Source organism: uncultured Zoogloea sp. (genome assembly GCF_937894855.1).
GTDB lineage: Bacteria > Pseudomonadota > Gammaproteobacteria > Burkholderiales > Rhodocyclaceae > Zoogloea > Zoogloea oryzae.
The window spans coordinates 1-12,443 of record NZ_CALAYQ010000024.1; the positions used below are offsets into that span (position 1 = coordinate 1).

Annotated in this window: 10 protein-coding genes; 5 read left to right on the plus strand and 5 right to left on the minus strand. The window is 68.4% G+C overall.

Features of this window, described 5'->3' with window-relative positions; translation table 11 throughout:
- From lipB to Q0672_RS02250, 3 genes are all read right to left on the minus strand, one after another.
- The coding region (lipB, locus tag Q0672_RS02240) for a lipoyl(octanoyl) transferase LipB (protein ID WP_298619269.1) at nucleotides 1-505 on the minus strand (505 nt) is incomplete at its 3' end.
- Entirely contained in the window at nucleotides 502-771 is a 270-nt protein-coding gene (locus Q0672_RS02245; protein WP_153162826.1) for a DUF493 family protein, read from the minus strand. The genes lipB and Q0672_RS02245, both read right to left, overlap by 4 nt.
- A 137-nt stretch (nucleotides 772-908) precedes the next feature.
- Nucleotides 909-2,033, minus strand: a complete 1,125-nt coding sequence (locus tag Q0672_RS02250) for a D-alanyl-D-alanine carboxypeptidase family protein (protein WP_298619271.1) — start codon at nucleotides 2,031-2,033, stop codon at nucleotides 909-911.
- A gap of 116 nt (nucleotides 2,034-2,149) precedes the next feature.
- Between Q0672_RS02250 and Q0672_RS02255 the strand changes: the two genes are divergently transcribed.
- The 5 genes from Q0672_RS02255 (at nucleotide 2,150) to Q0672_RS02275 (ending at nucleotide 8,642) form a co-directional block, all read left to right on the plus strand.
- Entirely contained in the window at nucleotides 2,150-2,464 is a 315-nt protein-coding gene (locus Q0672_RS02255) for a hypothetical protein (RefSeq protein WP_298619273.1), read from the plus strand.
- Nucleotides 2,465-2,567: 103 nt separating this feature from the next.
- On the plus strand, nucleotides 2,568-3,848 hold the full coding sequence (locus Q0672_RS02260; RefSeq protein ID WP_298619275.1) for a TolC family protein: 1,281 nt from the start codon (nucleotides 2,568-2,570) through the stop codon (nucleotides 3,846-3,848).
- A 14-nt stretch (nucleotides 3,849-3,862) separates the two neighbouring features.
- Nucleotides 3,863-5,086 carry an efflux RND transporter periplasmic adaptor subunit gene (locus Q0672_RS02265; RefSeq protein WP_228111959.1) on the plus strand — a complete coding sequence of 408 codons (1,224 nt, stop codon included), beginning with the start codon at nucleotides 3,863-3,865 and terminating at the stop codon, nucleotides 5,084-5,086.
- Nucleotides 5,083-8,181 (plus strand): CusA/CzcA family heavy metal efflux RND transporter, encoded by a 3,099-nt coding sequence (locus Q0672_RS02270; RefSeq protein WP_298619278.1) that lies wholly within the window; start codon nucleotides 5,083-5,085, stop codon nucleotides 8,179-8,181. The genes Q0672_RS02265 and Q0672_RS02270 overlap by 4 nt, the downstream gene beginning before the upstream one ends.
- Before the next feature lie 131 nt (nucleotides 8,182-8,312).
- Nucleotides 8,313-8,642 (plus strand): P-II family nitrogen regulator, encoded by a 330-nt coding sequence (locus tag Q0672_RS02275; RefSeq protein WP_153162821.1) that lies wholly within the window; start codon nucleotides 8,313-8,315, stop codon nucleotides 8,640-8,642.
- A gap of 12 nt (nucleotides 8,643-8,654) precedes the next feature.
- On the opposite strand, the gene Q0672_RS02280 is transcribed toward Q0672_RS02275, so the two are convergent.
- Entirely contained in the window at nucleotides 8,655-10,685 is a 2,031-nt protein-coding gene (locus Q0672_RS02280; protein WP_298619280.1) for a TonB-dependent siderophore receptor, read from the minus strand.
- Between the two features lie 155 nt (nucleotides 10,686-10,840).
- Nucleotides 10,841-12,355: a DegQ family serine endoprotease gene (locus Q0672_RS02285; RefSeq protein WP_298619282.1), complete on the minus strand. Its 1,515-nt coding sequence runs from the start codon at nucleotides 12,353-12,355 to the stop codon at nucleotides 10,841-10,843.
- Between the last annotated feature and the right edge of the window lie 88 nt (nucleotides 12,356-12,443).

The window sequence follows — 12,443 nt, forward strand, 5'->3', positions numbered from 1 at the left end:
GCCCACTATAGCCGCAGGGATTGATCCAGGTAAATGGTGTCAAGTCCATATCGACGTTGAGGGACAGACCGTGGTAGGAGCAGCCGTTCTTCACGCGCAGGCCCAGCGCGGCGATCTTCGCGCCGTCGATGTATACGCCCGGCGCGCCGTCCTTGCGGCGGGCGTCGAGGCCGTAGTCGGCGATGCAGTCGATGATGGCCTGTTCGAGCAGATTGACCATCTCGCGCACCTTGAGCTGGCGGCGGTGGAGGTCGAGGAGCAGGTAGCCCACCACCTGGCCGGGGCCGTGGTAGGTGATCTGGCCACCCCGGTCGATCTTGACCAGCGGGATCTCGGTGGCGTGGATCAGGTGTTCGGGCTTGCCGGCCTGGCCGAGGGTGTAGACCGGCGGGTGCTGCACCAGCCACAGCTCGTCGGGGGTGGCGTCGTCGCGGGTGGCGGTGAATTCCTGCATCGCCCGCCAGGTGGGCTCGTAGGGGGCGAGGCCGAGGCGGCGGACGATCACAGGACGACCTTCACCATCGGGTGGGACGACAGCTCGCGGTACAGGTTGTCGAGCTGCAGCTGCGAGGTGGCGTTGAGGGTGCAGGTGATCGCCAGGTAGTTGCCCTTGGAGGAGGGGCGCATCTGCATCGAGCCGGGCTCGAAATCGGGGGCGTGGCGGAGCACGACCTCCAGCACCGTCTGGGCGAAGTGATCGACCCGCGCGCCCATGATCTTGATGGGGAACTCGCAGGGAAACTCGAGCAGGGTCTGGCGTTCTTCAGTCATGGCCTAGATAAGGAGGCGTGAAAGGGAGGCGTGAGGGGCGTTGAAGCGGCATCCGCGGACACCGGATGATCTCAAGATGGGTGCGAGGAGCGGAAAGTTCAAGGCCGGGATGAATCCCGGCCTTGTTCAGCGCTGGCTCAGAGGTTCTTGAACCACAGGCGGATGGCGTCCCACATGCGGCCGAACCAGCCGGCCTGGGGCACTTCGTCGAGGGCGACGATGGGGTAGTCGCCGATCGGCTTGCCGTCGAGGGACAGCTGCAGGGTGCCGACGGGCTGGCCCTTGGCCAGCGGCGCCATCAGCGGCTGCTGGCTGATCACGTTGGCCTTGAGCTTGGCAGCATCGCCCTTGGGCAGGGACAGCACGAAGTCGTTCAGGAAGCCGGCCTTGACGGTGTTCTCGCTGCCCTTCCAGACGCGGAACTCATTGACCGCCTGGTTGGCGCCGTACACCTTCACGGTGTCGTAGGCTAGGTAGCCCCAGTTGAGGAGCTTCTGGCTTTCCTGGGCGCGCACGCTGTCGCTGGTGGTGCCGACGACCACCGACAGCAGACGGCGGTCGTTGCGCTTGGCCGAGGCGATCAGGCAGTAGCCGGCGCTGTCGGTGTGGCCGGTCTTGACGCCGTCGACGGTCGGATCAATGAACAGCAGGCGGTTGCGGTTGGGCTGCTTGATCTTGTTGTAGGCGTATTCCTTGATCGAGTAGATCGGGTAGAACTCGGGGAAGTCGCGGATGATCGCGGCGGCCAGGATCGACAGGTCGCGCACGGTGGTGAGGTGCGACGGATGCGGCAGGCCGGTGGAATTTTCGAAGTGGGTGTTCTTCATGCCCAGGCGCGCGGCTTCCTTGTTCATCAGCTGGGCGAAGGCTTCTTCGGAGCCGGCGATGGCTTCGGCCAGCGCCACGCAGGCGTCGTTGCCCGACTGGATGATCATGCCGTGGATCAGCTCATCCACCGTCACCGGCTTGAGCGGCTCGATGAACATCTTGGAGCCCGGCACCTTCCAGGCCTTCTCGGAGACCGGGATGGTCTGGTCGAGGGTCAGGGTCTTGTTCTTGATCGCCGCAAAGGTGAGGTAGGCGGTCATCAGCTTGGTGAGCGACGCCGGCTCGATGCGCTGGTCGGGCTTCTCGGTGGTGAGGATCTGGCCGGAGCCCACGTCGAGCAGCAGCCACGCCTTGGCGGCCACGGGGGGCGGCGTCAACTGGGCGAAGGCGAGGGTCGGAAGGACCAGCAGGAGCAGGATGATGCGTTGCAGCATGGCGAGGGGCAAAAGCGGAAAAGGTGCGATTATAGACGCGCCGTTCGTCACGTTTGCCGCGGAATTTTCGGTTTCGGCGGGAACTCCCGGTAGACTGTCCGGTCTTGAATGTTGCGATGCACACTGTTCATCTGGTCCTCTTTCGCCTGCTTTCCTTTGCCCTGGCTGGCCTCGTGCTGGCATGGGCGGGTGCGGCTACGGCTTCGGAAGCCTTCGATTCGGCGTCCGAGCTGGTGGAGCAGATCAGCGAGCAGGGCAATCCCACCTTCACCCAGGATCCCGGGGTGGATGAACCGCTCGACTGCCCCGCCTTCGTCAGCGGTTTCACGCTGGTCTCCCCGGCGCTGGTCGAAAGCCGCCCGGTGGAGGCTCCGCCACCTTTCCGCTCGATTCTTCCCCGCCCCACGCCGCCGCCGCCCAGGCACGCCTGAGTTCTGTCTGTCTGCTCCGGAAGGAGCCGGCGGCCTCTGGCCGTGGCCTTCCGCGTCCTCCGTGAATCGATACCAGCGGCTTGCCAAGCGCTGAAGGATCAAAATGTTCTCCAAGTCCGTTCTGGCTGTTGCCCTTGTGGCGACGGCAGTTCCGGCCCTGTCGGCGCCTGCCGGCCGGGCCCCTGCGGCTGCGCCTGCCCGGGCGCCGGCGCCAGCCGCCTCGACCCCGGTCTATTCCCTGCCTGCCCTGCGTGAGCTGGCGCGGACCGGCCACCCGTCCCTCGCCGCAGCCCAGGCGCTGGTGGAAGCCGGCAGCGCCCAGGTGACCGCCGCCGCGGCCTATCCCAACCCCGACGTGGAATTCCTCGCCGGCCGCACCCAGGCCCGCGTGCCCGGGGCGACCGGCGGCAGCGCCCAGACCCTCACCATCCAGCAGCGCATCGACAACCCGTGGCAGCGCGACGCGCGCGTCGCCGCCGCCGGCCACGGGCTGGAAGCCCGCCAGGCCGAGCGCCGCGGGTTTGAGAACGACCTGCTGGCGCGCCTCGATCAGCGCTTCTTCGAGGTGCTCCGGCGCATCGCCGAGCTGCGCGCCGCCCGCGAGGATCTCCAGCTCGCCGAGCAGATCCGCAGCAAGGTGGCGGTGCGCGTCGATACCGGCGAATCGCCCCGCTACGAGCTCATCAAGGCTGACACCGAGCTGCTCAACGCCCAGAAGTCGGCCGAGAGTGCCAACCTGCGCGTGGCCCAGGCCCGGGCGGCACTGCGGGCGCTGGTCGGCCCCGGGTTGCCGGCGGACTTCCAGCTCGACGGTTCCCTGTCGGGGGCGGTGAGCGTGTCGCCCCTCGACCAGCTGCGCGCCGAAGTGCTGGCCCGCAACCCCGAGCTGCTGCGCAACCAGGCCGAAGTGCGTCGCGCCGAGCGCCAGCTGGAGCTCGAACGCCTGCGCCGCCAGCCCGAGGTGGCCCTGAAGGTGGCCGAGGATCGCGACCACGAGCTGCGCGACACCCGCCTCGGCGTGGTGGTGTCGGTGCCGATCTGGGATCGTCGCCAGGGCCCGGTGGCCGAGGCCGGCGCGCTGCTCAACCGCAGCCGCAGCGAGCTGGCCGCCCAGGAACTGGCGCTGATCCAGGCTCTGGAGGGCGCCTACCGTCAGTACGAGATCAACCGCAACCAGGTGAGCGCCCTGGAGAACGGCATTCTGCGCGAAGCCGAGGCGGCCCTGAAGGTGGCCGAGGCTGCCTACCGCTTCGGCGAGCGGGGCATTCTCGATTACCTGGACGCCCAGCGCGTCTTCCGCGCCGCCCGCAACGAACTCATCGCCGCCCGCTACGAACTGCAGCTGGCCGTCATCGACATCGAGCGCCTGCGCGCTGCTCCCTGAACCGGACCGTTCCCATGAAACCCCACGCTTCCCTTCAATCCTTTGCCCTGGCCGTGATGACGGCCGCGCTGCTCGGCCTGCCGCTGGCGGGCTGCAAGGATGCAGCCTCGCCCGCCGGCAAGAACGCCGGCAAGGCCGCTGCCCCCGCCACATCCGCCCTCACCGAAGGCGCGCCCGAAGACCCCGCTGCCCCGGCCGACCCGCTGCTGGTGGCCGTGCCGGCCAACTTCGGCGCCGAGATCCGGGTGGCGCCGGTGGGCTCGGCGGCGCTTTCCGACACCCTGCGGGTGGCCGGCAAGGTGGATTTTGACGAACGCCGGGTGAGCCGCATCGGCGCCACCGTGACCGGCCGGGTGATCGAGATCGATGCACAGCTTGGCCAACAGGTGAAGGTGGGCGACCCCCTGGCGGTGATCAACAGCACCGAGCTGGGCCAGGCCCAGCTGGACTACCTGAAGGCGCGCGCCCAGGCCGACCTGCAGTCGCGCAGCGTCGAGCGGGCGCGCCAGCTGTTTGCCGCCGACGTGATCGGTCGGGCCGAACTGCAGCGACGCGAGAGCGAGCTGTCGATTGCCTCGGCCGAACTGCGCGGCGCGGCCGACCAGCTGCGGGTGCTCGGCATGTCGTCGGCGGCGATCAGCCGGCTTGGCGGTAACGGGGCGATCAATTCGGTGACGCCGGTGGTGTCGACCATGGCCGGCACGGTGGTCGAGCGCAAGGTGGCCCAGGGCCAGGTGGTGCAGCCCTCCGACGCGCTGTTCATGGTGGCCGATCTTTCGCAGGTGTGGGTGACCGCCGAGGTGCCCGAGCAGCAGGCCGCGCTGGTCAAGGCCGGTCAGGCGGTGGAGATCGAGGTGCCGGCCCTCGGCGCGCGGCTCACCGGCAAGCTGATCTTCGTGGCCGACACGGTCAATCCCGAAACCCGCACGGTCACGGTGCGCAGCGCCGTGGATAACGCCAGCCGCCAGCTCAAGCCGGCGATGCTCGCCACCATGCTGATCCAGGCCGCCCCTGCCCAGACCCTGGTGGTGCCGGCCCAGTCGGTGGTGCGCGAAGGTGACGCCGACAACGTATTCGTCGAGGTCGGCCCCAACCGTTTCCGCCTCACGCCGGTGCGTCTGGGGCCGGACGCTGACGGGCGCCGGCCGGTGTTGTCGGGCCTCAAGCCCGATCAGCGCATCCTGGTGGCCGGGGCCTTCCATCTGAACAACGAACGCAAGCGGAAGGAACTGGAATGATCGAGTCCCTCGTCCGCGCCGCCCTCCAGCAGCGTCTGGTGGTGGTGGTGGTGGCGGTGATCCTCCTCGCCTTCGGCCTCAACGCCGCGCGCAAGCTGTCGGTGGATGCCTTTCCCGATGTGACCAACGTGCAGGTGCAGATCGCCACCGAAGCCAAGGGCCGCTCGCCCGAGGAGGTGGAGCGCTTCGTCACCGTGCCGCTGGAAATCTCCATGACCGGCCTGCCCGGGCTGGAGGAGATGCGCTCCCTGAACAAGCCGGGCCTGTCGCTGATCACCCTCGTCTTCACCGACGCCACCGACGTTTACTTTGCCCGCCAGCTGGTGATGGAGCGCCTGCTCGAAGTGGGCGCTCGGATGCCGGAAGGCGTGGTGCCGGTGCTCGGGCCGGTGTCCACCGGCCTGGGCGAGGTGTACCAGTACACCCTCGACCACCCCGACGACGGCGACCGGGAGCTCACCGAGAAGGAGCTCACCGAGCGGCGCATCGTTCAGGACTGGGTGGTGCGCCCGCTGCTGCGCTCGATCCCCGGCGTGGCGGAAATCAACTCCCAGGGCGGCTACGCGCGGCAGTACCAGGTGCTGGTCAATCCCGACCGGCTGCGCCACTACAAGCTGACGGTGCGCGAGGTCTATGAGGCGGTTGCGCGCAACAACGCCAACTCCGGCGGCGGCGTGTTGCCCCAGTACGCCGAGCAGTACCTGATCCGCGGCGTGGGCCTGGTGAAGAGCCTGTCCGACATCGGCGCCATCGTGCTGAAGGAGGTCGGCGGCACGCCGGTGTACGTCCGTGACGTGGCGGAAGTCACCTTCGGCCACGAGGTGCGTCAGGGGGCGGTGGTGAAGAACGGTACCACCGAGGCGGTCGGCGGCATCGTGATGATGCTGCGCGGCGGCAACGCCAAGGAGGTGGTGAGCCGGATCAAGGCCCGGGTGGCCGAGATCAACGACAAGAACATGCTCCCCGACGGGCTGAAGATCGTGCCTTACTACGACCGCTCCGAGCTGGTGGACGCGGCCCTGTGGACGGTGAGCAAGGTGCTCATCGAGGGCATCTTCCTCGTCGTGGTGGTGCTGTTCCTGTTCCTGGGTGACGTGCGCTCGAGCCTGATCGTGGTGGCGACGCTGGTGCTCACGCCGCTCGTTACTTTCATGGTGATGAACCGATACCACATCTCGGCCAACCTGATGTCCCTGGGCGGCCTCGCCATCGCCATCGGCCTGATGGTGGATGGCTCGGTGGTGGTGGTGGAGAACGCCTTCGGGCGCCTCGGCCACGCCGGCAAGGGCGAGAGCAAGGTGCGGATCATCTTCGACGCGGTGAAGGAAGTGGCGACGCCGGTGATCTTCGGCGTGGGCATCATCATTCTGGTGTTCCTGCCGCTGATGACCCTGCAGGGCATGGAAGGCAAGATGTTCGCGCCGCTGGCCTACACCATCGCCATCGCGCTGGCGGTGTCGCTGTTCCTGTCGCTCACCCTCACGCCGGTGCTGTCGTCCTACCTGCTCAAGGGCGGTGCCGAGCACGACACCTGGCTCATCGCCAAGCTCAAGGCGCCGTATCTGGCGATGCTCCACTGGGCTGTGGCCAACAGCCGCAAGACGGTGGTGGGCGGTGTGGTGCTGCTGGTTGCGACGCTGGCGATGTTCCCGCTGCTGGGCACCGCCTTCATCCCCGAGATGAAGGAAGGCTCGGTGGTGCCGGGCATCAACCGGGTGCCCAACATCTCGCTGGACGAGTCCATCAAGATGGAAATGCAGGCCATGAAGCTGGTGATGGAGGTGCCGGGCGTCAAGTCGGCGATCTCCGGCGTTGGCCGGGGCGAATCCCCCGCCGATCCCCAGGGCCAGAACGAGTCGACCCCCATCGTGAGCCTCAAGCCCCGCGACGAGTGGCCGGCCGGGTGGACCCAGGACACCATCGCCGAGGCCATGCGCGAGAAGCTCAAGGTGCTGCCCGGCGCCCAGGTGGTGATGGCCCAGCCGATCTCCGACCGGGTGGACGAGATGGTCACCGGGGTGCGCTCCGACGTGGCGATCAAGGTCTTCGGCGACGACCTCGACCTGCTCAAGAAGAAGGCCGAGGAGATCGCCCGGGTGGCCGGCGGCATCCAGGGCGCCACCGACATCCGCGTCGAGCGGGTGAGCGGCCAGCAGTACCTGTCCATCGAGATCGACCGCGCCGCCATCGCCCGCCACGGGCTCAACGTGTCGGACGTGAACGACGTGATCGAGGCGGCCATCGGCGGCAAGCAGGCCACCGAGATCTACGAGGGCGAGCGGCGCTTTGCGGCGGTGGTGCGCCTGCCGGAGAACTTCCGCGACAAGGTCGAGAAGATCGGCAACATCCTGGTGAGCGCTCCGGGCGGCGTGCAGGTGGCGCTGGAAAACCTGGCGACCATCCGCGTGGCCGACGGCCCGGCGCAGATCTCCCGCGAGCTGGCCAAGCGCCGGGTGGTGGTGGCGATCAACGTGAAGGACCGCGACCTGGGCGGCTTCGTGGCCGAGTTGCAGAAGACCGTCGGCGCCCAGGTGGAGCTGAAGGAAGGCTACTACCTCGAATGGGGCGGCCAGTTCCAGAACCTGGAGCGGGCGATGGGCCACCTGACCATCATCATCCCGGTGACGGTGGGGGCAATCTTCTTCCTGCTGTTCCTGCTGTTCCGGTCGCTCCGGCTTGCCAGCCTGATCATCCTGGTGCTGCCGTTTGCCAGTGTGGGCGGGGTGATCGGGCTGCTGATCACCGGCGAATACCTGTCGGTGCCGGCCTCGGTGGGCTTCATCGCCCTGTGGGGCATCGCGGTGCTCAACGGGGTGGTGCTGGTGAGCTACATCCGCAGCCTGCGGGGCGAGGGCACGCCACTTGCCGAGGCGGTGATCAAGGGCGCGACCCTGCGCTTCCGGCCGGTGATGATGACCGCCACCGTGGCGCTGCTGGCGCTGGTGCCCTTCCTGTTCGCCACCGGGCCGGGCTCGGAGGTGCAGCGGCCGCTGGCGATCGTGGTGATCGGCGGGCTGATCACCTCGACCCTGCTGACCCTGGTGGTGCTGCCGACCCTCTACAAGTGGTTCGACGACACCCCCTACGAGGCCTGATCCCCCCGGGCAATTGAAAACCCCTGTGTGACGCAGCCCCCGGCCGGATGGCCGGGGGAATGAATGCAGAACCGCACGGTTCTGTCTGGAGAAGACCGGGCTGCCCGGCGACGTTTTGAGAAGGACATGCAATGAAGGAGATTCGCGCCGTCATCCGCCCCCAGAAGCTGCCCCGCCTGCGCGAGGTGCTGCGGGGGCTTCCCGGTTTTCCGGGGATGACCATCAGCAAGGCGGTGGGCTGTGGCGCCACCGTGCGTCACGCGCCGAGCAACATCCGCGAGGAGCTCACCGATTTCACCGACAAGGTGCGCATCGAGATCGTCGCCCCCGACGAGATCGCCGACGAACTGGTGGAGTGCATCGTCCAGGTGGCCAGCACTGGCCAGACGGGCGACGGGCTGGTGTGGGTGACCGACATCCAGCGCGCGGTGTTCATCCGCAAGACGGTGGGCGCTGGCTGAGGGTCGCCGGGGTCAGAGTTCGACCGAGAAGGACAGCCAGCCCATCGGTGCCACCGGATTGACCGGTGAGCCCAGGTGGGCTGGCAGACATTGCTCGGAGCGGTCGGTGATTTCCTGGTGGCGGCCGCCCAGGTTCATGCCGTTGATGGACACCTCGGCCCTGCGGCCGTCGAGGCGGAAGGCCCGGGCGATGCGCAGGTCGCCGGTGGTGTAGGCCCGCGAGGTGTAGTCGCAGCCCGGCACGTAGCCGTAGCCGCCGGCCAGCGGCCCCATCCGCAGCAGGCTGGCGGTGCTGCTCCAGCCGTTGCCGTAATCCTGCAGCCAGGTGAGGCTGGCGGTATAGGGCGCGGTGCGCTTGGCGACTTCCGGGTCGTCGGTGTGACGGTCGATCAGCGTGTGGCTGAACAGCACCTCGGTGCCGGCCCGGGGCTTGGTCCGCAGCTGGTATTCGACACCCCGCAGCACCACCGGTGAGGAGAGATTCACGAACTGGGAGCTGGGCAGCGGCAGCACTGCGCCGCCGGAGGGCACGATGCGGCGGATCACGAAATCGCTGATCCGCTCGTTGAAGATGCGCACGTCGAGGGTCGCATCGAGGGTGTGAAAGCGCCCCAGGTAGCCGATCTCGACGGTGTCGACCCGCGGCACCTTCAGGTTGGGGTTGGCCTGGTAGGGCCAGGCGAGGAGCAGGCCGGGCGTGGCGGGGTCGTAGGCGCGCACGTCGCCGTAGAGCTCGAACAGGTTGCGCTGCTGCCAGGCGCGGGCATAGCCGGCGCGGAAGGTGTCGCTGGCGGTGGCATGCCAGTTCACGAAGGCGCGGGGGATGAACTGGGGCGCCACGGCGCCGTTCTTCTCGAGCAGCCCGCCCAGGTTGAGCTGCCACTCGGGCGTCAGGCGCCAGTCGAGGTTCGAGAAGGCCCGGTACAGGTCCATCGGCTCGGGCCGCCCGCCGGCGAACAGGAAGGGCGCGCGGGTCTCGTCGCGGCGGCCTTCCAGACCCCACACCAGGCGCGCCTTGCTGCCGAGGGCGAAGCGGTGCTGCAGCTCGATGTTGGTGCGGTCGCTGGAGCGGTTGCGGTCGAGGGGCACCGCCGGATAGCTCGGGGGCGCGGCGGCCAGCCAGCGGTCGATGCTGCGCTCGCGGTTGCGGTAGAAGCTGAGCAGCCATTCCTCGTCTTCCGAGACGACGCGCCGCCAGGCGAGGTGGACCGTGCTGCCCTCGCTGCCGGTGCTGCGCTCGCCGTTGTTGCCGAACACTGAATCCGGATAGCCCTGGTCGCGGTTCATCTGGTTGTAGCCGGCGCGCAGGGTGAGCTCGTTCTGGGCGTCCAGGCGGAAGTCGCTGCGCAGGCTGACGGTGCGGCTGACGTGGCTGTCCCGCAGGCTGCCGAAGCCCTGGTCGCGGTTCTGGGCGACGGACAGGCGCAGCCCGTGGCCGTCGCTGCTGCCCGTCCAGCTGGCGTGGAAGTCGGCGATGCCGTGGGAACCCAGGTTGGTCTGGGCCGAGGCGCCCTGATCCTGATGGCTGTGGCGGGTGATGATGTTGATCACGCCCAGGAAGGCGTTGGCGCCATAGGCGTTGGAGTTGGTGCCCCGCACGACCTCGATGCGCTCGATCTCCTGGATCGTGAGCGGCAGGGCCGACCAGTCGACGCCGCCGAAGGCGCTGGGCGCATACACCGAGCGGCCGTCGATCAATACCTGGATTTCGGTGGGGTAGTCGCTGCCCAGGCCGTGGTAGGTGACCCACTGGGCGTGGCCGCGTTCCTGGCCGATCTGCATGCCGGGCACCAGGCGCAGCAGGCGGGCGACGTCGCGGTAGCCGGTGGCGCGGATGAAATCCCGATCGAGGATGGTCACCGCCCCCGGGGCCTCGTTGAGGGCCTGGGGGAGGCGCGAGGCCGACAGGACGGTCGGCAGTTCCTCGAAAAACGGGGATTCCCCGCCTTCACGGTCGGCCGACTGGCTGGCGAAGGCGCTCAGCGCAGGCAAGGCCGCCACGATCGCGGCGAGCAGAATCCGACGTGACGGCGGCAAGGACATCGGGTGTTGTTGTTATTGATCCGGACGGGACGATGACCCGATTCCGGAAATTCCACGGTGCCCGGATTATAAACAGCCCTCCCGGGGCGGGCTGCTGAATCTTGTCACGTGGCGGAGGCGGTGCCGTCCGCCCGCCGCCCGCCCCGTGATGCCGCTCAGTCCATCCGCAGCGGCACGAAGATCCGGCTGTTGCCCCGCTGGACGAGCAGGGCAAAACGGCTGCCGGCGGATTCGATGAGCTTGCGGAAGTGGTCGATGCTGGTGATCGCCTGGTTGTTCACCCCGACGATGGCATCACCGGGCTGCAGGCCGGCCTTGGCCGACGGGCCGTTCACCGATTCGACCACCACTCCGCCGGGCACGCCGAGGCGCGCGGCTTCCTGCGCGGTCAGGGCCCGGCCGGTGACGCCCAGCTTGCCGCTGGCCGACGGGTTCTTCTTGTCCGGTGAACCCATCGCGGCAACCTTCTCGCCGGCCTGTTCGCCGAGGGTGACGTTCACCTCGCGGGCCTTGCGGTCGCGCCATACCGACAGGCGGACGACGGTGCCCGGCTTCTGCTCGCCGATGATGCGCGGCAGGTCGGCCGAGTTATCCACCTTCTGGCCATTCACCCCGAGCACCACGTCGCCGGGCTGGAGGCCGGCCTTCTCGGCCGGCGAGCTCGGCTCCACGCTGGAGACCAGCGCGCCGCCTGGCTTGTCGAGGCCGAAGTTCTGGGCCAGGTCGGCGTCGAGCCCCTGGATCGCCACGCCCAGCCGGCCGCGGGACACCTTGCCGTACTTCTGGAGTTGATCCTTCACCTTCATCGCCACGTCGATGGGGATCGCGAAGGAGATGCCCATGAAGCCGCCGGAGCGGGAGTAGATCTGCGAGTTGATGCCGATGACCTCGCCCGCCAGGTTGAACAGCGGGCCGCCGGAGTTGCCCGGGTTGATCGCCACGTCGGTCTGCAGGAAGGGCACGTAGTTCTCGTCGGGCAGGCGGCGCGCCTTGGCGCTGATGATGCCGGCCGTCACGGTGTTCTCGAAGCCGAAGGGCGAGCCCATCGCCACCACCCATTCGCCCACCTTGGCGCGCTCGGCGTCGCCGGTGCGCACCGCCGGCAGGCCGGTGGCGTCGATCTTGAGGAGCGCCACGTCGGTGCGCTTGTCCACGCCCACCACCTTGGCCTTGAACTCGCGCTTGTCGGTGAGGCGCACGGTGACCTCGGTGGCGCCATCGACCACGTGGGCGTTGGTCAGCACGAAGCCGTCAGCACTCACGATGAAGCCCGAGCCGACGCCCTGCTGGATCTGCTCCGGCACCCGGCCGCCACCACCGCCACCACCCGGCATGCCCGGCACCGGTACGCCGAAGCGGCGCAGGAAGTCATAGAACGGATCACCGGCGAAGGGGTCTTCGCCGCTGGCGCCACCGTTGCCGCGGGTCAGGCGCTGGGTGGTGCTGATGTTCACCACCGCCGGCCCGACCTGCTCGACCAGCGCCGAGAAATCCGGCAGGCCATGGCGTCCCGCCGGCACCTGGGCCGGCTGGACGGCCGGCGCGGTGGCCGGGGCGGCACCGTTGGCGGCGTGGGAGGGGGAGATCGCGCCGCCCTCCTGCAGGCAGCCGGCGAGCGCCAGCGCGATGGCGGAGGTGACGAGGGCGGATCGGACGACGGCAGGTTTCATGCAGGGCTCCTGTTTTGTCACGGGACGGTGGACGTTGGCCGTGGTGTGCTGTTCCCGATACAAACAAACGCTTACAAACCGGGGGCGA